The organism is Streptomonospora alba (assembly GCF_000826685.1).
In the GTDB taxonomy this organism is placed as follows: Bacteria; Actinomycetota; Actinomycetes; order Streptosporangiales; family Streptosporangiaceae; genus Streptomonospora; species Streptomonospora alba.
Genome location: NZ_JROO01000032.1, coordinates 107,085 through 129,353 on the forward strand (window position 1 = coordinate 107,085; position 22,269 = coordinate 129,353).

Annotated in this window: 20 protein-coding genes and 1 tRNA gene; 10 read left to right on the forward strand and 11 right to left on the reverse strand. The window is 72.3% G+C overall.

Annotated elements, in window-relative coordinates; all coding sequences use genetic code 11:
• Window positions 1–133: 133 nt before the first annotated feature.
• The 8 genes from LP52_RS17215 to LP52_RS17250 form a co-directional block, all read right to left on the reverse strand.
• Window positions 134–4,915: a TIGR02680 family protein gene (locus LP52_RS17215; RefSeq protein ID WP_084723277.1), complete on the reverse strand. Its 4,782-nt coding sequence runs from the start codon at window positions 4,913–4,915 to the stop codon at window positions 134–136.
• A 136-nt stretch (window positions 4,916–5,051) separates the two neighbouring features.
• A complete protein-coding gene (locus LP52_RS17220) occupies window positions 5,052–6,320 on the reverse strand; it encodes a TIGR02678 family protein (protein ID WP_052809955.1) in 1,269 nt (422 codons plus the stop codon).
• A gap of 143 nt (window positions 6,321–6,463) precedes the next feature.
• Window positions 6,464–7,126, reverse strand: coding sequence for a DUF2397 family protein (locus LP52_RS17225; protein ID WP_238580958.1), 663 nt, complete (start codon window positions 7,124–7,126; stop codon window positions 6,464–6,466).
• Between the two features lie 267 nt (window positions 7,127–7,393).
• Window positions 7,394–7,984 (reverse strand): hypothetical protein, encoded by a 591-nt coding sequence (locus LP52_RS25860; protein ID WP_052809956.1) that lies wholly within the window; start codon window positions 7,982–7,984, stop codon window positions 7,394–7,396.
• Between the two features lie 212 nt (window positions 7,985–8,196).
• The gene (locus LP52_RS17235) at window positions 8,197–8,484 is read right to left on the reverse strand and encodes a hypothetical protein (RefSeq protein ID WP_040274968.1); all 288 of its coding nucleotides are present in this window, start codon (window positions 8,482–8,484) and stop codon (window positions 8,197–8,199) included.
• 14 nt (window positions 8,485–8,498) lie between these two features.
• On the reverse strand, window positions 8,499–8,756 hold the full coding sequence (locus LP52_RS17240; RefSeq protein ID WP_040275077.1) for a hypothetical protein: 258 nt from the start codon (window positions 8,754–8,756) through the stop codon (window positions 8,499–8,501).
• A 14-nt stretch (window positions 8,757–8,770) separates the two neighbouring features.
• Window positions 8,771–9,019: a hypothetical protein gene (locus tag LP52_RS17245; protein WP_040274969.1), complete on the reverse strand. Its 249-nt coding sequence runs from the start codon at window positions 9,017–9,019 to the stop codon at window positions 8,771–8,773.
• Between the two features lie 58 nt (window positions 9,020–9,077).
• Window positions 9,078–9,320 carry a hypothetical protein gene (locus LP52_RS17250; protein WP_394298209.1) on the reverse strand — a complete coding sequence of 81 codons (243 nt, stop codon included), beginning with the start codon at window positions 9,318–9,320 and terminating at the stop codon, window positions 9,078–9,080.
• Between the two features lie 799 nt (window positions 9,321–10,119).
• Here LP52_RS17250 and LP52_RS17255 point away from each other — a divergent pair.
• Window positions 10,120–10,866, forward strand: a complete 747-nt coding sequence (locus tag LP52_RS17255; RefSeq protein ID WP_238580959.1) for a DUF4386 family protein — start codon at window positions 10,120–10,122, stop codon at window positions 10,864–10,866.
• 140 nt (window positions 10,867–11,006) lie between these two features.
• On the opposite strand, the gene LP52_RS17260 is transcribed toward LP52_RS17255, so the two are convergent.
• A tRNA-Tyr gene (locus LP52_RS17260) sits at window positions 11,007–11,088 on the reverse strand.
• Between the two features lie 251 nt (window positions 11,089–11,339).
• On the opposite strand from LP52_RS17260, the gene LP52_RS17265 reads away from it, so the two are divergent.
• Entirely contained in the window at window positions 11,340–11,837 is a 498-nt protein-coding gene (locus tag LP52_RS17265; protein ID WP_040274973.1) for a YajQ family cyclic di-GMP-binding protein, read from the forward strand.
• Between the two features lie 156 nt (window positions 11,838–11,993).
• On the opposite strand, the gene LP52_RS17270 is transcribed toward LP52_RS17265, so the two are convergent.
• Window positions 11,994–12,857: a M48 family metalloprotease gene (locus LP52_RS17270; protein ID WP_040274974.1), complete on the reverse strand. Its 864-nt coding sequence runs from the start codon at window positions 12,855–12,857 to the stop codon at window positions 11,994–11,996.
• 632 nt (window positions 12,858–13,489) lie between these two features.
• Between LP52_RS17270 and LP52_RS17275 the strand changes: the two genes are divergently transcribed.
• From LP52_RS17275 to LP52_RS17305, 7 genes are all read left to right on the forward strand, one after another.
• Complete coding sequence (locus tag LP52_RS17275) at window positions 13,490–15,337, forward strand: 2-oxoacid:acceptor oxidoreductase subunit alpha (RefSeq protein ID WP_040274975.1); 1,848 nt, start codon at window positions 13,490–13,492, stop codon at window positions 15,335–15,337.
• Window positions 15,338–15,410: 73 nt separating this feature from the next.
• Window positions 15,411–16,400 (forward strand): 2-oxoacid:ferredoxin oxidoreductase subunit beta, encoded by a 990-nt coding sequence (locus LP52_RS17280; RefSeq protein ID WP_084723286.1) that lies wholly within the window; start codon window positions 15,411–15,413, stop codon window positions 16,398–16,400.
• A gap of 253 nt (window positions 16,401–16,653) precedes the next feature.
• Window positions 16,654–18,195 (forward strand): fatty acyl-CoA synthetase, encoded by a 1,542-nt coding sequence (locus LP52_RS17285; protein WP_040274978.1) that lies wholly within the window; start codon window positions 16,654–16,656, stop codon window positions 18,193–18,195.
• Window positions 18,196–18,364: 169 nt separating this feature from the next.
• The gene (locus LP52_RS17290) at window positions 18,365–19,027 is read left to right on the forward strand and encodes an SDR family oxidoreductase (RefSeq protein WP_040274981.1); all 663 of its coding nucleotides are present in this window, start codon (window positions 18,365–18,367) and stop codon (window positions 19,025–19,027) included.
• Between the two features lie 148 nt (window positions 19,028–19,175).
• Window positions 19,176–19,730, forward strand: a complete 555-nt coding sequence (locus LP52_RS17295; protein WP_040274983.1) for a hypothetical protein — start codon at window positions 19,176–19,178, stop codon at window positions 19,728–19,730.
• Between the two features lie 378 nt (window positions 19,731–20,108).
• On the forward strand, window positions 20,109–20,315 hold the full coding sequence (locus LP52_RS17300) for a hypothetical protein (protein WP_040274985.1): 207 nt from the start codon (window positions 20,109–20,111) through the stop codon (window positions 20,313–20,315).
• Between the two features lie 182 nt (window positions 20,316–20,497).
• Entirely contained in the window at window positions 20,498–21,097 is a 600-nt protein-coding gene (locus LP52_RS17305) for a Uma2 family endonuclease (protein ID WP_040274986.1), read from the forward strand.
• A gap of 88 nt (window positions 21,098–21,185) precedes the next feature.
• Here the strand turns inward: LP52_RS17305 and LP52_RS17310 are convergent, their stop codons facing one another.
• On the reverse strand, window positions 21,186–21,557 hold the full coding sequence (locus tag LP52_RS17310) for a VOC family protein (protein WP_040274987.1): 372 nt from the start codon (window positions 21,555–21,557) through the stop codon (window positions 21,186–21,188).
• 104 nt (window positions 21,558–21,661) lie between these two features.
• Between LP52_RS17310 and LP52_RS17315 the strand changes: the two genes are divergently transcribed.
• On the forward strand, window positions 21,662–22,201 hold the full coding sequence (locus LP52_RS17315) for a pyridoxamine 5'-phosphate oxidase family protein (protein WP_040274989.1): 540 nt from the start codon (window positions 21,662–21,664) through the stop codon (window positions 22,199–22,201).
• The last annotated feature ends 68 nt before the right edge of the window (window positions 22,202–22,269 follow it).

The window sequence follows — 22,269 nt, forward strand, 5'->3', positions numbered from 1 at the left end:
CCTGTTTCCCTGGGCACGCCGCCGACGGGTCGGCGCGCGAGCGGAGACGACGCCGCCGGGTGCGGACGCCTGCGCCGACCGCGCCGCCGACCGGGCGGCCCGGTCCGGCCGGATCCTCGGCCCGCGCGTCCGCTCACACCCCCACGAGTCTGCGCCTGCTGCCGTCCCAGGTGAAGTGCAGGGTGGCGATGCCCGGGACGGCGGGATCGCGCAGGCACTCGTAGATATGCAGGCTCGGCACACTCTCGAAGCACCCCCATACACGCTCGGAGGTGAGCACGAAGTCGAGGTCGAGTTCGACGAGCAGTCCCAGCAGGCGGCCGTGGGTGGGCTCGTCGACCTTGGCGAACGCGTCGTCCAGCAGGATCAGCCGCGGTGCCTGCGGCGCCTGAGCCGCAAGGGAGCCGAACTGCGCGGCCGCGGCGGCGAACAGCACCAGGTAGGCCACGACCCGCTGCTCCCCCTGGCTGAGGGCGGTCCGGTGGCTGAGGCGCCGCTCGCGGCCGGGGTGGGCGGCGTCGGTCACATAGACCGTGAAGGCGAACCAGGAACGGTAGTCCAGAGCGGCGCGCAGCTGGGCGCCGCCGGTGGCGGTGGGGTCCAGGCGGCGGATGGCCTCGATGCAGCGGCGCAGCGCGTCGCGCAGCCGAGTGGTCTCGACGCGGGTGCGCTGCTCGGGCGGTTTGGCCAGCAGCGGCACGACGGCCTGGATGTCCTCGTCCGCGTCGGGTGCCAGCTGCCAGTCCAGGCGCACGCCCAGGCCCTGGGATGTGGTGGTGTCGCCGAGCACGTCGTTCATCGTGGAGATGAGCGCGTGGGCCTCCTCGATCTGCCCGCGCAGATGACCGGCGAGCTCGCCCAGCAGATGGCGTTCGAAGGCCTCCTCCTCGCGCAGCAGCGCGTCCTCCTCGGCGGCGGCCGCGGCCTCGTCGAGATGGTCGGCGTAGGCGGTGACGTCGTGGCTGCCGTCGTCGCCGTGGACGGTGAGCCGCTTGAGGCCCGCGGGCTCGGTCAGCTCGGTCCAGGCCCCCACCGCCTCGCTCGCGGCGAGCACGCCGTGCAGCTCCTCGCGGCGGCGCAGGATGCCGCTGTCGTCGAGCTCGTCGGCGTCGGGCTCACCGAGGCCGGCCTCCAGCTCCGACAGCAGGGCGTCGAGTGCCGCGACGCGTCCGGCGAGGACGTCGTGGTCGGCATCGGCCTCCTGCCCGGACTCGGCGGCCTCTGCGGCCTCCTCCGGCTCCAGGTGGGCGGCGATCGACTCGATTCCGGCGGCGGTCAGCAGAGCGGTGTCGGCGCCGCCGTCCTCACGGGCGAGCATCGCCCGCAGCACGCCGCCGGAGTCGAGGGCGCGGCGGGCCTGCGCGGCGCGTTCGAGCACGGCGGTGTCCAGCCGTGTCTCGGCGGCCACGCGGTCGTCACGCGCGCGCTGGGCCTTGCGCTCGACCTCGGGAAGCTGCCCGGCGGCGTCCTCCATCCGATCGCGGACCTGGTCCACGGCCACTGAGATCTGGTCGGGGGCGGCCGTGCGGGCGCGGTCGGTGAGTTCGATCTCGCGCCGCACGGTGATCATGTCGGTGATGGCGGCGGTGCGGGCGTCCTCGGCGAGGACCCGCCCGGAGCGGGCGTCCTCCCAGGCCGCGGTGTGGCCGCGGTAGTCCTCCAGCAGGACCGCGAGGTCCTCCAGGTCGCGATGGGCGGCGGCCAACCCGGTGCGCAGCCGCTCCAGCGCGGTCCGGGTGGCGGCGAGCTGGTCGGCGCCGGTGGGCAGCTCGTAGCGCGCGGCGGGCTCGGCCAGCTCCGCGCGCAGGTTCAGGGTGGCCTGGCGGGCCTTGTCGTACTCGTCGCGGGCTGCGCTGTGGGCACGCTGGGTCTCGGCGAGCCAGGACCGGGCGTTGTCCAGGCTCGACCAGGCGGCGAGCACGCCGGAGGGATCGGGCAGAGCCCTGTCGGTCTCGACGAGCGCGGCGTGCATCCGCTCGATGTCGCCGCGGCGCTCCTCGGCCTCGGCCAGCAGCGCCTCGGCTATGGCGATGCGGCGGTCGATGTTGGCGAGATGGCGGTCGCTGGTCTCGGCGCGCGCCTCCTTGCCGATGTACTCGGCGCTGGTTTTGCTGTGGGCGCCGGAAGCCGCGCCCAGCCGCCAGCGGCCGTCCACGGAGACGGCGCTGGAGACCGGCGGAGGGCTGTCGCGGCGGTGGCGGGGCTCGGGCTCCTCCTCACCGGGCGGCGGCAGCAGGCCGATGGAGTCCAGCAGCGCCGAGACCGCGCCGCTGGTGATGCCGCCGGGCACCGGGTCGGCGGGCACGAGCACGTCGCGCAGGCTGCGGCCCTTGACCGGGCGGCCCGGCGCCAGCAGGAGGTCGCGGGTGGTGCCGTCGGTCAGGGAGCCGTCGGCGGCGATCCAGCCCGAAAGCACGCCGCAGGCCTCCAGGGCGGCCTCCAGCCCGGAGCGTTCGTCGGACGTCAGATCGGAGGCGAAGTCGACGGCGAGGTAGAAGGGGGCGCCTGCGGCCTCGTCGCGCCCTGCGGTGGCCCACGCCGGACGCTCGGGGGCGATGTGGCCCGAGGCGGCGCCACGGCGCTCGGAGAGCTCGTCGAGCTCGGTGGAGAGCTCCCGCTCCTCCCCCACCGCGGTGTCGCGGCGGGTGCGCAGCTCGCGCAGGAGCGGGTCGACGGTGCCGTGGGCCTGGCGGGCGACCCGCTCGGGCACGTCGGCGTCCAGGACGCGCAGGCTGTCCTCCAGCGGCAGCTCGACCAGGGACTCCAGCTCGGCCAGCTGCGTGCCCAGGTCGGCGTCGGGCGAGGTCTCGCGCAGCCGGGTGCACCAGGCGCGGACCCGGTCGGCGTAGTCGGCGCTGGCCGAGCGGACGGAGCCGATGGCCGCCTGCTCACGTTCGCGGGCGCGTTCCAAGGCGGACTCGGCGGACTCGGCCTCGCCGGCGAGGGCCGCCTCGCGCTGCTCGGCGGCCGTGCGCCGCTCGGCCCGGTCGATGAGGTCGGCGACGGCGGTCTCGCGCTCGGCGGCGGCCGTGTCGGCCGCGGTGAACAGGTCGTGCAGCTCGGCCAGGCGCGCGCGCAGGTCGCCCACGTCGATCCCGGAGACGGGTTCGCGCTCGACGGCCTGCTCCAGGCCCTCCAGATTGACCCGGGTGACGCTCTCGCGGGGAGCGAGCGTGGTGGGCACGGGGTGGGGGGTCTGGCCCAGGCCGGCGGGGTCCACACCGGCGGCGCGCGCGGTGGTGCGCAGCCGCTCGTGCAGGCGTCCCAGCCCGTCCAGGGCGCGCTCGATCGCCGTGATGTCGGCGCCGAGGCGCTGCTCGGCCTGTTCCTCGTTGGTGTTGGCGTAGCCGGCGGCCGCCGACGTCGCCTCGGCGGCGCGGATGTAGGCGGAGACGGCAGCGTCGCGGGCCTGCCGCTCGAAGTCGGAGGCGTCCTCGGGTGCGTCGCCGCTGCGCGAGAGCGTCGTGGCGTCGGACGAGGCGGTGTCGCGGGTTCGGCGCAGCCTGTCGCGCTCCTCCTGCACGGCGCCTTCGGCGGTGACCAGCTCCTCCAGCTCGCCGGTGAGCCGCTCGACCTCGGCGTCGCGGCGGCGGTAGGCGTCGACCTGCTCACGCACGGACTCGGCCTGGACGCGCAGGGTCCGCTGCAGGTAGCCGCGGTAGTCGGTGAGGAAGCCGGAGACCTGCTCGCGGGCGGAGCGCAGGGCCTGCAGCCGCGCGCGGGCCTGCTCCAGGTCGGTGATGTTGCGCGCCATCTCGTCGAGGATGGTCTCGTCCATGGGCGGCAGCGCCTCGGCGAGGACGGAGACGAGCTCGCCGGCCTCCAGGCGCTCGCCGATGGTGGGACGGCGCAACCGGTACAGCAGGTGGATGAGGTTGCGGTAGCGGACCGGGTCGTCGATGCCGAACAGCTCGCGCATGACGCGGGCCCGGTAGTTGACCGGGGCGTCGTAGCAGTTGTGCGGGCCGACCTCGGCGCGCAGGCGGTCGACGGGCATGGGGCGGCCGTCGTCGATCAGCAGCAGGTCGGTGCCGACCTCGCGGTCGGTGATGAAGAACACGCTGCGGGCTTCGGCGCCGGGTGATGCGGTGACGGCGGCGCCGAGGGTGATGCGGCGGGTGCCAGCGGCGGCGCCGTCGTCGGTGGAGGCCCGGGCGCCGTGCTCGTCGGAGGAGGTTCGGGGGGCGTCGGCGGAACGGGTGAACTCCACCCACAGGTAGCCGAGGGTGGCCGAGGGGCCGTCCTCGCTGTCGGAGTCCGCGCCGGCGGCGGGGGACTCGGCGGCGTCCCCGTCCGCGGAGGCGTTCTCCGACAGGGGGTCGGCTTCGGTTCCGTCGCCGGTGCGCCGCCGCGATCCCGACGAGCGGTCGTCGCGCCCTTCCAGCAGGAGCCAGCGCAGGCTGGTGCGACTGCTGCCGGTGGTGTCCAGTCGGCGTGCGTCGCCGTCGAGCAGGAACGGCAGCAGCATCTCCAGCGCCTTGGACTTGCCGGCGCCGTTGCGTCCGCGCAGCAGCAGGCGGCCGTCGGCGAAGTCGAAGACGTGGTCGTCGTAGTGCCAGACGTTGTGGATGCCGGCGCGGCTGAGCCGGTAGCGGCCGCCCGCGGGCTCGCCGTCCTCCGTCGGCGCCTCGGTTCCGGGGTCGGTGCCGGGAGCGGTGCCGGGAGCGGTGCCGGTCGCCGCGCCTCCCTCGGAAGGAGCGCCGACCGCGGGCGCCTCGGCGCCGCCGAGCAGGTCTCCGGCAGGCGCGCCGCCTCGGGCCGCGAGCCCCTGCCCCTCGGGCAGGCGTGCGGCCTCCCCGGCCGCGGCTGCGCCGGCCGCCGGGGAGTGCTGGGCGCCGATGGCGCCGCCCGGCCGCTCGGTGCCGCCGCCGTGCGGCGACGGCTCCGTCCGCCCGTGGGCGTTGGCGACGGTCATCGCCCGTCCTCCGCTCTGTACCCTCTCGCGCCGCGCCGCCGGAGTGTCTTCCGGCGGCCGACGATCCTGCCATTGTTCCGGATGCCGCGGGCGCCCGCCGCGGGCTCCCCGACTCGGATGGAACCGGGCCGCCCGGTCATCGCGCCGTGGTCGCCGGTACCGCGGCGCCGTCCGGTGCTCCGCCTTCGCCGGCGGCCCCTCCGGAGGGGGAGGTCGGGGAACCGCCGGAGGGCCGCCCGCCGTAGCGCGCGGACGCCGCCCGCAGCCTCCACCCCGAGCGATCGCCGCTCGCGGGGTCGGGGTGGTGGAGCAGGCCGGTGTCGTGGAGCAGACGCAGAGCCCGGGCCGCGAGCGTATCGGGGTCGGGCTCGTGGCGCAGTGCCGACCGGGTGCCGCGGCCGGGCTCGGCCCGGGTCTCGGCGGCGAGCACCTCGGCGAGTTCGCCTTCCAGCACGTCCTCGGGCACCTCCACTCCGCTTTCGGGCACCGAGACCGGCCGCAGCCGGGCCACCAACCGCTCCACGAGCAGCAGCGACGCCTGGCCGACCGGGTCGGCGCTGGGGAAGGCGGCCACCCCTTCGGCGGCGGCCTCGGAGGGCATGATCAGGGCGACCCCCTCGGCGCGGATCTCGGCCTCGCAGCCGAGCAGGTCGCCGAGTTCGGCCGCGGCCCGCCACTGGTGGTTGGCGAGCCTTCTGCGCTGGCGCTCGGACAGGTCGGCACGGTAGACGACGGCGGTCTCGGCGAGCGCTCGGCGCAGCGCGATCTCGCCGGCGTCCTCGCCCGCGGGGTCGGTGGCGCTGTTCTCGTCGACGAACACGCGTGCGTCGGCGGTGGCGTGCGGCGGATGGGCGACCACGCGGCGCACGACCTCCGGATTCACGGTCAGCAGCACCTCCTCGCCGGAGTCGTCGGCGTAGGCGGCGAGCCCGCCCCGGTCCTCGCCGATCGCGCCCCATTCGGCGAGCTTGCGCAGCGCGGCGGTGAATGCGCGGCGCTCCCCCATCCGCTCGCGCGGGTCGAGCGCGAGCCCGGCCTCGGCGGCGGCCGCTCCGACGTCCTCGGCCAGGCGTTCGAGGAGCAGGGTCGCGGGGGCCTCCACGAGCACGGCCAGGCACAGCGCCAGGTAGGTGTAGGTGCGGGGCGTGAAGTGGGCGCCGCTGGGCCGGGCGAGAGGACGGGCCGTGTCCCGCGCCAGACCGGTCTTGGCCAGGCGGGCGTGGTCGGCGGCGATGGTGAGCTCGTAGCCGAGGACGCGGCGGAAGCGCTGGATCAGCCAGTCGGAGTGGGCGCGGATGAGAGCGAAGTCCTCGGGATGGGTGCGGTCGGTGACGATCGGATCGGCCAGCAGCCGCCGCGCGGCCGCCTGGCGCTCCCCCGTGAGGGCGATGTCCTCGGACGTCACGGTCGTCGCCACCTCCTGGCGTCGCTGTTGGCGGATTGCTCGTTGCCCCGGTCGCGATACGGCCCGGATCGGGGAGGGGGAAGCGGACCTTGCGGGGCGGTCGGGGACGGTGCGCTCGCGCCGGCGGCGCCGGCGGGAGCGCGTCAGGCTTCGCGTGCGAACGGCAGAACGGTGCCGGACGGGGGCGTGGGGCGGTCGCGGGATTCGGTGGCGGGGGCTGCGGCGGTCTCGCCGGGTGTGTCGAAGGAGGTCACCCGCAGGCGCAGGCCCTCAAGGCCCAGGTCGCCGTCGGAGCCGCGGAGGGTGATCGCCGCGCGGGGGTCGTGGCGGATGTGCAGTCGGATGCCGAGTTCGAGGTCGCCGGCCGAGACGGGGTGACGTGTGGCGTCGCCGCTCCCCAGCGCGGCGGTGAGCAGTTCCATCAGGACCTCCATGGCGGGTGTGGAGAGCCGGATGCGGGAGTCCCCGCCGGTGGCCTCTGCCAGGACGCGGCGCAGCTCCTGGGCGGCCGAGCGGCGCCAGTGCGCGGAGGACTCGGCGGCGTCGCGCAGCCGTGAACGCTGCTCGGTGTGGTCGCGGACGGGGGCGGCGGGCAGGGCGTTGGCCAGGCGTGCGGCGGCGCCGCCGGCCAGCGGGGCGTTCCACCAACTGGACGTGGCGCCGGCGGGCTCCTCGCTGGGGCCGCCGAGGTGGGTGGCGCCGTGCACGGCGAAGGCAGCGGAGCAGATCTCGTGGGCGGAGCGGGGGTCGGCGCCCTCGAACCAGGCCGCCAGGCGCAGCAGGGCTGCGCGGCCGTGCCGCGGCACCGGCCCCTCTGACCGCGTGCGTCCGGGCAGCCGCTGCCGGGGCCCCGCGGCGCCGCCGCCGGGACCCTCCGTTCTCGCCTGATCCGCTGAGACACCCACAACTCAGCAGACTAAAGACCCCCGGCCACCGTCGCGCACCGAACCCGGGTTCGCGGAGCCGGAATCCGCCCCGTTCCGACCTTCTGACCTGCAAGGAAACGGAGATGGGTATTTCTGGTGCGGTCTCGACGCGGTGCTGTCGCAGTGGGACGGCCGGCGGGCCGTGGATCACCATGCCGAAGGCAGTGTCAGCCGGCCGCTGCCGACCTCGCGCACCCGCTCGCGCATCCGTTCGGGGAAGCCGGCACGGCCGCCGAAGGAGTAGCGGGAGTAGAAGGCGGCGCCGTCGACGACCTGGGCGCCGCTGAGTTCGACGGTCACCGGGTAGGGGTCGTCCTGGCAGTCGGGCAGGCACCAGGTGCCCTGCACTTCGCCTTCGGCGACCGCGGGGCCGCCGCCCCAGGTGCTCCACTCCAGACCGGTGAAGGTGGTGGAAGGGCTGGCGACGAGGTCCTCGGGGCGCCGTTCGGGCTTGCCCTGCTCGTTTCCGTGGGTGTTGAAGACGAAGATCGACTGTGGTGGCGTAGCCGGGGTGGACGCCCCCTCCCGCGGCCTCATGCCCGCGGTGGCCGACGGCGGCGGCGCGGGCGATGCGCCCTGCCCGTCCTGGTGTTCGGCCGGGTCCGGAGCCGTGGCGCAGCCGCCGAGCAGAGCGAGCAGGCACAGTACCGCCGCCGCCCGCCCGGTGCGGGCGGTGCGGGCGGTGCGGGCGGTGCGGGCGGTGCGGGCGGTGCGGGCACCCGGATCGTCGACGCGCATGGCCCTCCTGGCTCCTCGTCCTCGTGCTGAGGTACACGGTGTGTACGCCGGCGCGGTCGCTCCCCGAGTCGCGGCCGCGGACGGGCTCCGACACAGAGCGGTCCCCCGGCACCCGCGGAGTGCCGGGGGACGCAGGCCTGCTGTGTGCGGATCCGCACAGCGGCGCCGCCGTGGGGCGCAGAGGCCTCAGGCGGCGCCGCGCCGCGCGATCACTACCCGTGCCCGTGACCCTCGGGGATCGCGTCGTAGGCGTCCTGGGAGTCCAGGTTCACCACCGACGGCCCGTTGGTGCAGTCGCCCGTGGTCTGCGGCGACAGCACCGGCACGGTCACACCGAGCACGGCCGCATTGGCGTTGCAGACGGAGATCGGCACGACCTGCAGGTTCTGGTTGAACTGCTGGTCGCCGCCGTGGGTCTGCGCCTGCGCGGGACCGGCCAACAGCAACGCCCCGAGGGCCGCGCCGGTGACCGCGCCCGCTGCGACGAGTTTGCGCAGCATCTCTCGACCAGCTCCTAGTCGACGTTGGCGCTGACCGGGCCGTTGGTGCAGTCGCCCGTGGTCTGGGGCGACAGCACCGGCGCGGTCACGCCGATCGCGGCGGCGACATTGGTGTTGCACAGCTGAGCCGCAACACCCTGCAGGTTCTGGTTGTACTGCTGGTCGCCCCCGTAGTCGCCCCCGTAGTCGCCCGCGTTGGCGGGAGAGGCGGCGACAACGGCCCCGAGGGCCGCACCGGCGATCACACCGGCGATTCCCAGCTTGCGCAGCATCAGGATCACCTCTCCTAGTGGTCGATGTTGGCGGCGACGGGACCGTTGGTGCAGTCGCCCGTGGTCTGGGGCGACAGCACCGGCACGGTCACGCCGATCGCGGCGGCGACGTTGGCGTTGCAGGACTGCGCGGCGACGCCCTGCAGGTTCTGGTTGTACTGCTGGTCGCCCCCGTAGTCGCCCGCGTTGGCGGGAGAGGCGGCGACAACGGCCCCGAGGGCCGCACCGGCGATCACGCCGGCGATTCCCAGCTTACGCAGCATGGGGAATTCCCTTCTGACTATGAAACGCATGGAAAGTGGATGAAGCGGATTCGCGCCGTCAGTCGACGTTGGCGCTGCTCGGGCCGTTGGTGCAGTCGCCCGTGGTCTGCGGCGACAGCACCGGCACGGTCACACCGAGCACCGAGGCGTTGGTGTTGCACAGCTGGACCGGCACGACCTGCAGGTTCTGATTGAACTGCTGGTCGCCCCCGTAAGGGCCGCCGGCGTGCGCGGGACCAGCCATCAGCACAGCGCCCATCGCGGCGCCGGCGAGCAGACCGGCAGCGGTCAACTTCTTCATCACGATTCCCCCGGAATTATCAATACGAGGTGCTGGAGAAAGACGCATCGAGGCGCCCGTTGTCGCGGTGGACGGGAGCAATCATCGACGCCCCCGACAGTTTTTGTCAACGCCGAAACCAGGGAAATCGATATGTCCAATTCGTCCGCCGATTCGATAATCACCGGGAGAGGACGAGAATCATCCGAGATAAATTTGCCCATCTTTCCGGATGGCTTGGAGTGTCCGTTACGCTCCCCCGGCGAAGCACAGTCTGATTTGCCCCGGGCATTCCAGACGTATTTCCGACACTCCTGCCGACACGCCGCGTCCCCCCGTCCTGCGCCCGGCACGCCCCGCTCTCCCGCGCCGCGCCCGCGTGGCGCGTGCGTCGCGCTGCGTCCGATTCCGGGCATGACGAAATGCGCCCCGCTGCGACCAGTCCAGCGAGGCGCATAAAGGTGAGGAACGAACGGCCCCCGGGTGCCGCGGAACACGCCCGGCCGCCCCCGGCGGGGACGCGACCGCCCCGAGCCTAGACGAGCGGCTCCGACGGCGTGGCGCATACGCGCGCTCCGGTACCGGACGATCCCTCCGCCGATGCCGAGCGCGGCCGCGCCGGGGAAGCCGGCGGGCTGCGCACCGTCCTTCCACCGCCGCCGAACTCCTCGGCGAACCGGCGCCCCCTGAGGGCCGGACCGGGATTCCCGGACCGGAGCTCCAGGGCACGGCCCCGATGCGGGGCGGTACCCGGTCGGCGCGATCCTTTTCCCAGACGCCACCCGCGGCGACGACGCAAACGGAAGGCGGGTGATGAGCCATGTCGGAACACATGCCGGCGAAGGCGGAGGAGTACGGCGGGGCACAGCGGTTCCAGACGGCGTCGGCCGGAATCCTGGCCCTGGCCGGCGGCGTACTGACGATCGCCTGCAACGTCCTTCAGCAGCGAGCGGAGATCCCGCGCGGCGACCCCTCCGCAGTCCTCGACCACATCGCCGGAAATCCGTGGTTCGCTGCGGCCCTGGTCGGCGTGCTCGGGGCGCTGTGCTGGGCCGTGGCCTTCGCGGCGGTCGGCCGCACCCTGACGGAACCGCTGAGCAGGGCGATCGCACAGATGGCCGAGCCGGTACTGATCGTGGCGGTCGCCGTGTTCGCGATCACCTACGCCCATGACGGGTTCAGCAGCGGCGTGCTCGCCCAGCAGTGGTCCTCCGGCGAACGCGGCGCCGGCACGGCACTGGTCGACATCCGGGTGATGGAAGGGCTCGTCGGCGGCACCTCCGCCCTCTCCCAGCCCCTCCTCGGCCTAGCGCTGGCCGTCTACGCCCTGGCGATGCTGCGCAGCGGGCAATACGGGCGCGTGCTGTCCTGGGTGGGGCTCATCGCGGCCCTCGGATGGTTCATCTCGGCGCTGTTCCTGCGCCTTCCCGGAGCCTCGTTCGAACTCCTGCTGCCCTTCGTGGGAGTCGCCACGATCTGGGTGCTCGCCGTGGGCATCGCACTCCTGCGGCAGAGCTACCGCAGTCGGCCGATCCCCAACCGCTCAGCGGGCGCGGGAGCCGAGTAGCCGCGGTTCCGACGGCGGGAGGCGGAGGCCTTGAACCGCGCCGGGTGCTCACCGCAAACGGCCGGGCTCTCAGCCCAAGCGGGCGGACAGCAGAACGCGCCCTGACCGTGGTTCCCGGTCAGGGCGCGTTCTCGCCGAAGTGGCAGGTCAAGGATTCGAACCTTGGAAGGCTGAGCCGGCGGTTTTACAGACCGCTCCCTTTGGCCGCTCGGGCAACCTGCCTGGGGTGCGGCGACTCCTCGTCGCGACGCAGGAGAAAGACTAGCGGACGTGCGCCCCGGATACGAAATCGGTTCGGGACGCGGCCTCGCGCGGCCCGCTTGCGGGTGATCCGCGCGGGCGGGAGCGGGCCCGGCTAAGCTCGGTCCGTGTCGCAGCCTGCGGCCTCCCGCGGCGCAGGGCTGCGCCGACGACAACGCGGGCCGCGGACCTCGCGGCCCTGGAACCGCATTTGTTCGAAGGTGTGAGCGCACGTGGCCGCTGAATCCAGTTTCGACGTCGTGTCCAAGCTCGACCGCCAAGAGGTCGACAACGCGCTGAACCAGGCCGCCAAGGAGCTCTCGCAGCGCTTCGACTTCAAGGGCACCGGCGCAACCGTCTCCTGGCAGGGCGACCAGGCGGTGGAGATCCGCGCCAACGCCGAGGAGCGGGTCAAGGCCGCCCTCGACGTGTTCAAGGAGAAGCTCATCAAGCGCGGAGTCTCACTGAAGATCCTGGACACCGACGAGGAGCCCAAGGCCTCGGGCAAGGAGTACCGGCTCGCGGTCTCCCTCAAGGAGGGCATCTCCACCGAGGACGGCAAGAAGATCTCCAAGATCATCCGCGACGAGGGCCCCAAGGGCGTGAAGGCGCAGATCCAAGGTGACGAACTGCGCGTCAGCTCCAAGAAGAAGGACGAGCTGCAGACCGTGCAGACCCTGCTCAAGGAGAAGGACCTGGACTTCCCCGTCCAGTTCGTCAACTACCGCTGAAGCCCCGATCCGTCGGCGGGGCGGCCGCCGCCCCGCCGACTCGCCCGCTCGGTCCCCGCGGCCGGACCACGCACCGGCGGCGCGCGTACCGCCCGTCCGGCCGCGCACGGGTCGTGCGCCCCACTGGCGCGGGCGGCTCCGGCGGGCCCGGGCGTGTCAGAGGCTGCCCCAGCGCTCGGCGAGGGACCGCAGGCGGCGGATGCGGTCCTGGACCGGCGGGTGTGCCGCGAACAGCTTGTTGAGGCCGCGCTGCGGGAACGGGTGCGCGATCATCAGGTGGCTCGTGGCCAGCAGCGGGCGCTCGGCCGGCAGCGGGTGGGTGCGGGTTCCCACGTCGATCTTGCGCAGTGCGGCGGCCAGTGCCAGGGGGTCGCCGGTCAGCTCGGCGGCGGCGCGGTCGGCGTGGTACTCCCGCGATCGGCGCACCCCCAGCCGGATCACACCCGCCGCCATCGGTCCCAGCACCAGGAACAGCAGCGCGCCGAGCACGCTGGGCACGTCCTCGTCCTCGGAGTCGCCCAGCGGGAGCAGCAGTGCGAGCGCGGTCAGCGATGTGATCGCCGCCGCGATGGCGCCCGCCACCGAGCACACCAGAGTGTCGCGGTTGCGCACGTGGGCGAGCTCGTGGGCGATGACGCCGCGCAGTTCGCGCTCGTTGAGAGTGCGCAGCAGGCCGGTGGTGCAGCACACGGCGGCACAGCGCGGACTGCGGCCGGTGGCGAAGGCGTTGGGCGCCGAGGTGGGCGAGAGGTAGAGCCGCGGCATCGGCTGACGCGCCCGGGTGGCCAGGTCGCGCACGATCCGGTACAGGTCGGGCTGCTCGATCTCGCTGACCGGGCGGGCCCGCATCGCACGCAGCGCCAGGCTGTCGCCGAAGAGGAACACGACGGCGGTGAGCCCGACCACCGCGACGATGCCGATCTGCAGCCCTTGGACGCCGCCTGCGATCCAGCTCGCCACCACGACCAGAGCCGAGACCCCGACCAGCAGGGCCGCTGCACGGATGGTGTTGAGCTGCACGGCTCACGGCCTCCCTTGGTCCCGGGCCCCCTCCAGGCCACTTCTGAGTAGCAAACGCGCGGATCGATCCCGTGCGTTCCCGTTTCGGCAGGCGAACCCGCCAAAGCTTCGATTCCGGTCGGTCGCCGCGGCGGGGGCGGGACCGCCCCAACTCGGCCGCGGCCGCCGTTTCCTCGGAATGCGGGCCTCGCGCCTGTGACATCCCCCACTCGCTTCGTTGGCGGCGGGGCCGACCGCCTATAGTGCAAGAGTGGCCGCTTTTCTTTCGACGACCGCCGAACCGGGAGTTCCGCTCACCGGTCGACGGCACGTGGACCTCGTGCGCATAGCACGCGAGCCTTGTTGTCCCTGACACAGCGCCCATCCACGCACCGGCCACCGCCGGCCGAACGGCTCCTCGGCAAGGGTGCCGAGTCCGCTCGGATCCCTGATGCTTCGCCGGCGGGCACACTACGGGTGCGCACGCCACAGCCGCGGTTCGGCCGCGCGCCGGTGTCCAGGTCAGGTCCCCGCTCGAAATCCCGTGTCCGGCCACCCTCCGGCCCTGCCGGTCGACAACGTGGTGGTGAGGACGCTGCCAACCTGAGCCGCCGACCCCATACGGCGGTTCGACGAGGAGGTCGGCGATCCCCGTGACCAAGCAGGTCCAGCAGATCGATCGCGTCATCATTCGTTTCGCAGGCGACTCCGGCGACGGCATGCAGCTGACCGGAGACAGGTTCACCCAGGAGACGGCGTCCTTCGGGAACGACCTGTCGACCCTGCCGAACTTCCCCGCGGAGATCCGTGCACCGGCGGGCACCCTGCCGGGCGTCTCCAGTTTCCAGCTCCACTTCGCGGACCACGACATCATGACGCCGGGCGACGCCCCCAATGTCCTGGTGGCCATGAACCCCGCCGCGCTCAAGGCCAACATGGAAGACGTGCCGCGCGGCGCGACGATCATCGTCAACACCGACGAGTTCACCAAGCGCAGCCTGGCCAAGGTGGGCTACGACGGCGACCCGCTCTCCGACGGCTCGCTGTCGGAGTACAAGGTCAGCCAGGTGCCGCTGACGTCGATGACAGTGAAGGCGCTGGAAGAGTTCGACATCTCCAAGAAGGACGCCCAGCGCGCGAAGAACATGTTCGCGCTGGGGCTGCTTTCGTGGATGTACAACCGGCCCACCGAAGGCACGCTCGGCTTCCTGAAGTCCAAGTTCGCCGGCAAGCCCGAGATTCTGGCCGCCAACGTGGCGGCGTTCGAGGCCGGGTGGAACTTCGGCGAGACCACCGAGGACTTCGCGGTCTCCTACGAGATCAAGCCGGCCAAGCTGCCCGGGGGCACCTACCGCAACATCACCGGCAACCTGGCGATCTCCTACGGGCTGATCGCGGGCTCGCAGCTGTCGGGGCTCCCGCTGTTCCTGGGCTCCTACCCCATCACCCCGGCCTCGGACATCCTGCACGAGCTCTCCCGGCACAAGCACATGGGCGTGCGCACGTTCCAGGCCGAGGACGAGATCGCGGGCGTGGGCGCGGCGCTGGGCGCCGCGTTCGGCGGCTCGCTGGGAGCCACCACCACCTCGGGTCCGGGGATGGTGCTCAAGGCCGAGTCCCTGGGGCTGGCGGTGATGACCGAGCTGCCGCTGCTGGTGATCGACGTGCAGCGGGCCGGTCCGAGCACGGGCATGCCCACCAAGACCGAGCAGGCCGACCTGCTGATGGCGATGTTCGGGCGCAACGGCGAGTCGCCGGTGCCCGTCGTGGCGCCGCAGTCGCCGTCGGACTGCTTCGACGTCGCGATCGAGGCCACCCGCATCGCCACGAAGTACCGCACTCCGGTGATCGTTCTCTCCGACGGCTACCTGGCCAACGGCTCCGAGCCCTGGCTCATCCCCGACGTCGCCGACCTGCCCGACCTGTCGGTGGACTTCGCCGCCGCCTCGGACGGCGAGAGCGAGTTCCGGCCCTATGAGCGCGACCCCGAGACGCTGGCCCGCCCGTGGGCGGTGCCGGGCACGGCCGGGCTGGAGCACCGCATCGGCGGCATCGAGAAGAGCGACGGCACCGGCAACATCTCCTACAGCCCTTCCAACCACGACCTGATGGTGCGCTCCCGTCAGGCCAAGGTCGACGGGATCGCCCGCGACATCCCCGCTCTGGAGGTCGACGACCCCACGGGTGACGCCGAGGTCCTCGTCCTCGGCTGGGGCGGCACCTACGGGTCGATCGGCGCGGGCGTGCGCCGGGTGCGGCGCGCCGGCGGAAAGGTGGCCCAGGCCCACCTGCGCCACCTCAACCCCTTCCCGGAGAACCTGGGCGAGGTCCTGCGGTCCTACGACCGCGTGATCGTCCCCGAGATCAACCTCGGCCAGATGGGGATGCTGCTGCGCAGCAGGTACTTGGTCGACGTCATCGGCTACACGAAGGTCCGCGGGATGCCGTTCAAGGCCGAAGAGCTCGCGGGCGTGATTCAGGAGGTCATCGACCGTGTCTGAGGGCAACGGCAACGGGACGGGCACCGGCTTCAAGGGCCTGGGCCTGGTCCCGAGCACCGACACCGAGTACAAGATGAAGGACTTCAAGTCCGACCAGGACGTGCGCTGGTGCCCGGGCTGCGGTGACTACGCGATCCTCGCGGCCTTCCAGGGGTTCCTGCCGGAGCTGGGCGTGCCGCGCGAGAACATCGTGATCGTCTCGGGCATCGGGTGCTCCTCGCGGTTCCCCTACTACCTGAGCACCTACGGGATGCACTCGATCCACGGCCGGGCGCCGGCGATCGCCACCGGGCTGGCGTCCAGCCGCCCCGATCTGTCGGTGTGGGTGATCACCGGCGACGGCGACGGTCTGTCCATCGGCGGCAACCACCTCATCCACGCCCTGCGCCGCAACGTCAACGTCAACGTGCTGCTGTTCAACAACCGCATCTACGGGTTGACCAAGGGGCAGTACTCGCCGACCTCGGAATCCGGCATGGTCACCAAGTCCTCGCCGGTGGGGTCGCTGGACACCCCGTTCAACCCGGTGTCGCTGGCGCTGGGCGCCGAGGCCGGCTTCGTGGCGCGCACCGTCGACTCCGACCGCAAGCACGTCACCAGCGTGTTGCGCGCAGCCGCCGACCACCAGGGCGCCTCGTTCGTGGAGATCTACCAGAACTGCCCGATCTTCAACGACGACGCGTTCGGCCCGCTGAAGGACCCGGGCGAGCGCGACCTGCGGCTGCTGCGCATGGAGCACGGCGAGCCGCTGCGCATCGGCTCCGACCGGGGTGTGGTGCAGGGCGACTACGGCGAACTCCGGACGGCCGACGTCGCCGAGGTGGGCGAGGACGCGCTGGTGCGCCACGACGCGCACCGGCAGGACTCCGGCTACGCGTTCGCGCTCTCGCGCATGGACTACCCGGCGTTCGAGCACGTGCCGATCGGGGTGTTCCGCGACGTGGACCGGCCCACCTACGACGGCCAGATGAACGATCAGCTGGCCGCCGCGCGCACCGAGCGCAGCGGCCACGCCGAGCTGGAGTCGCTGCTGAACAGCGGCGACACCTGGACCGTCAACTAGCCGGGCCGGGCCCGACGGCATACGCCGGCGGCGGGCGGCCGCGCACCCGCGCGGCCGACCGCCGCCGTTTCATCGCCCCCCCCGGTGCCGCGGCGCCGCCCCGGCGCGGCCGGCCGCCTGCGCCGTATCCCGTGCGGCCGTCCACAGGACATCCGTCGTGTCTGGCCTACGGGCGGCTATGCGGCCTAGGTTGGGGGGACGCCGTGCCGCAGGAGGGGCGGCACCGGCGCTCGACACGGCGGTGGGAGGCGGTATGGGAGCCGGTGACACGGCACTGACCAGAGCGAGCACGGTCGACGGCATGCTGCGCAGGACTGCGGCGCGGGTTCCGCATCGCGTCGCGCTGCACTTCGGCGACCGCGAATGGACCTTCTCCGAGCTCGACCAGGGCGCCACGCGGGTCGCGGCGTGGCTGCTGGGCCTCGGGCTCACCCGCGGCGACCGGGTGGCGACCTATGGCCACAACTCCGACGCCTACCTGCTGGCGTTTCTGGGCTGCGCCCGCGCGGGCCTGGTACACGTCCCGGTGAACCAGAACCTCGGCGGTGCCGAGCTGAGCTACCTGCTGTCCCAGTCGGGCAGCATCGTCGTGCTGGCCGATACCAAGCTCGCCGGGCGCGTCGAGGAGGTCCGCTCGCAGATCCCGGCCCGGGAGGTGCTTGCGCTGCGCGGCGCCGAGGAATCGGTGCTGGAGGTCGCGCGCGACCCCGACGCCCCCGGCGAGGTGTTCACCGACGTCGGCGACACCGACCTGGTCCAGCTGCTGTACACCTCGGGCACCACCTCCCAGCCCAAGGGCGCGATGATGACCCACCGCGCGCTGGTGCACGAGTACCTCAGCTGCCTGCACAACCTGGACATCACCGAGAACGACCGCATGCTGCATGCCCTGCCGCTGTACCACTCGGCGCAGATGCACGTCTTCCTGATGCCGGCCCTGGCGGCGGGCGCCTACAGCGAGGTCGTCGAGACGCCCGAGCCCGCCGACCTGCTGCGCCGCATCGAGGAGAACGGCGTCACCGCGTTCTTCGCCGCGCCGACGGTCTGGGCGGCGCTGTCCAACCACGCCGACTTCGCCACCCGGGACCTGTCCGGGCTGGCCAAGGCCTACTACGGCGCCGCGATCATGCCGGTTCCGGTGCTGAAGCGGATCCGGGAGCGGCATCCGGGCATCGGCTTCTACAACTGCTTCGGGCAGAGCGAGATCGGTCCCCTGGCCACGGTGCTGCGTCCCGAGGAGCACGTCGACGGGCGGATGGACTCCTGCGGGCGCCCGGTGCTGTTCGTCGAGGCGCGCCTGGTCGACGAGCAGGGCGCCGACGTCGCCCCCGGCGAGCGCGGTGAGGTCGTCTACCGCTCCCCGCAGCTGTGCGAGGGCTACTGGGAGAAGCCCGAGGAGACCAAGGAGGCGTTCCGCGACGGCTGGTTCCACTCGGGCGACATCGCGCGGCGCGACTCCGAGGGCTACTTCACGATCGTGGACCGGGTGAAGGACGTCATCAACACCGGCGGCGTGCTGGTGGCCCCGCGCGAGGTCGAGGACGTGCTCTACCACCATCCCGCTGTCGCCGAGGCGGCGGTGATCGCGGTCCCCGACGCCGCCTGGGGCGAGGCGGTCACCGCGGTCGCGGTACTGAAGGGCGCGGCGAGCGAGGAGGAGCTGATCGCGTTCGTGCGCGAACGCCTCGCGGGATTCAAGACGCCCAAGCGCGTCCACGTGGTCGACGAACTCCCCCGCAACGCCAGCGGAAAGCTGCTCAAACGCGTACTGCGGGAGCGCTTCAGCACGGCCTGAGCGGCGGCTGCGCGGCTCGGGGGGAGGCCCCTGCTGTGGCAGCAGGGAGCGGCCGCAGCCGAAAGCGCGGCGCGCGACGAAGGCGCGCCGCGCCCGCCCCGTCGCCCGTCACCGCCCTGATTCGAGGCGCTCCGCGCCACCTGTTCATCGGAGGGCATAGCCTGCCGGTATGCGTATTGTCATCGCCGGAGGACACGGCAAGATCGCGTTGCGGCTCGAACGGCTCCTGGCCGAGCGCGGTGACACGCCGGTCGGCCTCATCCGCAACCCCGACCACGCCGACGACGTGCGCGCGGCAGGCGCCGAGCCCGTCGTGATCGATCTGGAGAGCACCACCGTCACTCAGCTCACCGAGAAGGTGATGGGCGCCGACGCGGTGGTCTTCGCAGCGGGCGCCGGCCCGGGCAGCGGCCCCGAGCGCAAGGCCACCGTCGATCGCGACTCCGCGCGGCTGCTGGCCGACGCGGCCTCGCTGGCGGGCGTGCGGCGCTACATCATGGTCTCGGCCATCGCGGTGGACGAGGGCCCGGCCCCGGATGCGGAGCCGGTATGGGCCGCCTATGTCGAGGCCAAGCGCGCCGCGGACGACGACCTGCGCCAGCGCAGCCTGGAGACCGACTGGACGATCCTGCGCCCGGGGCGGCTCACCGAGGACCCGGGAACCGGGACGGTACGGCTCGCGCCCAAGGTGGAGCGGGCGGAGATCCCGCGCGAGGACGTCGCCGCGGTCATCGTCGCGCTGCTCGACGAGCCCGCCACCGTGGGCAAGGTGCTTGAGCTGGTGAGCGGGTCCACGCCGATCAGGGAGGCGGTCGAAGCCGCCGGCTCCTAGCCGTTCGGGGGTTTCTGGCTAGAACTCCCCCAAAGAAGGCATGATAGGTGCGGACGTGCCCGACGGAGTGGCTCCTCGGCCGGCGTGAATGGTGGGCAACGCTCAACGGGCAGGCGAGCGCCGCACAGAGCAGATAGGTACGGTTGAAATGAGCGTCACGCAGGTCGTGAGGGACAGCACCGTCGTCGAGCACGCGAAGGTCGCCGCGCAGCAGAAGCGCCGGATGTTCATCGTGCAACTGGACGTCAACAGTTACGACGAGCCGTCCAGCAAGGTCCGCCCCGGCCTGACCCGCATCCTCGAGGGGATCGAGGAGGCCGGGTGGCGGCTGGATCAGATCACGCCCAGCCCGGACGAGGGGGGCGGGGCCGCGCGGCTGTTCCTCTTCCGGCCCGAGGCCGCAGACGGCCAGGCCGGCGGCGGGCAGCAGGCCCCGGAGTACAACACGACGGGGCAGCAGGCGGCCTATCAGCAGTACCCCACCGGCGCACAGCAGCAGGACCCCTACGCCGGTTACCAGTACCCCAGCGGGCAGCAGTACAGCCAGGGCTACCAGCAGCAGTATCAGCAGTACCAGCAGCAGTACCCGGGCTACGGACAGCAGCAGTACCCCGGTTACGGACAACAGCAGCAGCCGGGTTACGGACAGCAGCAGCCCGGCTATGGGCAGCAGTACCCGGGGTACGGTCAGCAGAGCTGGTGATCCCGGCCTCGGCCGGAGCGGCGCCCGCGGACGTGCCCCGGCCGGATCCGGCCGACACGCCGCCTGAACGGTTCCACGGCCCGCGTGCCGAGCACGCGGGCCGTTCGCGTGTCCGAAGATCGGCGCCGCCTCTCCGTCCCGCCGATGCCGCGAGGCCCGCGGACACGCGGCCGACGTGGCACGGCGCAGACACCTGCCGGGAGCGAGACCGCCCGTTCTGCACGGAAAAGCCGGATCCTCGCAGGTCAAAGACTAAATAATCGTCGGCGTTCTGCCCGTAATCACGTGACGCATCCGGCCGACTACGTTAAGTTTCTACTCGCGGGGCGGAGAGTAACGCCGCTCCCAGGAGCTTCCCGTACTTCCGAGAGGATTTTCATGAAGCGCATCGCCAAGGTCTCCGGTCTCGTCGCCGCCACGGCCCTCGCTTTCGGCGCCATGACCGGCACCGCCAGCGCCGACAACAACGCCGAGATCCAGAACATCACCGTTCCGATCTGCGTCGACGTTCTCCAGGCCTCGGGCATCGCCCCCGACGGCTGCAACAACATCGACGTCGAGAAGAAGGGCTTCAGCGTCAACTGACGCCAGGACACCGGCGTGTTCGGGCCCGGGCGGCATCGCGGCCGCCCGGGCCTTCGTCGTTCCCGGGACGATCAGCCGCGAACCCCGACGAGTCCGGCGTACGGTCATGGGGAATCACTGCGTACTCACCCGTAACCGAACACGCGTCTGAATACTGGTCTCCATGCGAATAAGGAGGCAGTATGGCGATTATGAGTACCGGGAAGCCGGATCCGCCCGTCGAGCGACTGACGGTGGACGACCTGGCGCACATGCCGGACGACGGCGGGCGCTACGAGCTGGCCGACGGGAAACTTGACGTGTCCCCGGCGCCGGTGTTCATGCACACCAGGATCGAAGGACGGCTCTGCCTTCACCTCGGGAACCACGCGCCCGAGGAATTCGAGGTCCATCCCGGGATAGGCATCAACCTCAACGCCGACCGCACGCGCCACCGCATCCCCGACCTCGCGGTGGTCCGGTTGAGCGACGCCGACCAGCCCTACCTCACACGCCCGCCCGCCCTCGCCGTGGAGGTCGTCTCCCCCGAGAGCGTGTTCCGTGACAACCACACCAAGCGGCGGGAGTACGCGGAGTTCGGGATCGAGTCGTACTGGATCGTCAACACCGCTCCGGAGAAGGAGGGGATCATCGAGTTCCGGCTGGACGGCGGCCAGTACGTCGAGGCGGCGCAGGTGTACGGAGAGGACGTCTTCGAGACCGAATCGCCCTTCCCTGTGAAGATCGTCCCCTATTGGTTGACCGCCGACGGCCCGTGGAAGGAGCACATCGGCGGCGAGTGACCCGCGTGGCGCGGACCCGCGGCCGGTCGCTTCGACAGCGGGTCCGCCGCAGCCCTTCCGCAGCCGTCCTCGGCCCGATGCGCCGGCCTCACTCCGGGGCGTGGCAGACGGCCTCGACGTTGTTGCCGTCGGGATCGCGCACGAAGGCGCCGTAGTAGTGCTCGTGGTACTCCGGCCACAGTCGCGGTGGATACAGCTCCTCGGCGCCTGCGGAGACGGCGGCGGCGTGGAACGCGTCGACTGCCGCGCGGGCGGCGGCGGTGAAGGCCACGTGCACCTCGCGCGGCTGTCCGCCGGTGGCGGTCGGCCCGACCCAGAAGACCGGTTCGGCGGTGCCGTAGGCGACGGCGTTGTCGCCGAAGTCCATGACCCGCCGCCCGCCCAGCGGGGCGAGCACGGCGTCGTAGAAGCGCGTACTGGCCGCCATGTCGGCGACCTGGACAGACATGTGGTCGATCATACGCGGAGCATTTCAGCACCCGCTGACACTTCCGGGCTCCGCCGCGCCGACCCGCCGCGGATTCCTGACACTCGATGTCAGGCTCCGGTGGCAGGATCAGCCCCATGTACGAGACCAGTGCCGAAATCGGCGAGCTCCAGCGCCTGTTCGACCGCTCCCTAGAGGGAGCCAACGCCCATCTGCGGGCGATCTACCAGGCGGAGGGGGAACACCCGAACACCCTCACCGCGGAACAGCTCGTCCGGGTGCTCACCGGCATGTGCACACTGGCGATCTCCACCGTGACGGCCAAGGGTGAGCCCCGGGTCAGCGGCGCCGACGGCCACTTCCTGCACGGCCGATGGATCCTGGGCACCGACCGGACCGCCGCCAAGGCCCGCCACCTGGCCGCGCGCCCCGCGGTCAGCGTGGCCCACATCCGCGGCGACGACCTCGGCGTGTTCACCCACGGCACGGCGGTGCCCATCACCCCGCCGGACGCTCCGGACGCCGAGGCCGACACCTGGCCGGCGGTCCACGACCACCTCATCGCCCACTACGGCGAGTCCCCGATGAAATGGGGCGACGTCGTCTACTACCGCATCGAGCCGCACTGGATGACCGCCTACTGCGCCGATCCCGCCGAACTGCTCGCCGCGACCTAGCCCGCGTCCGTCAGCGCCGAAAGCGGCTCCGGCGCTTCCTGCCGGAGGATCGCCTCCGGCAGGGAGTC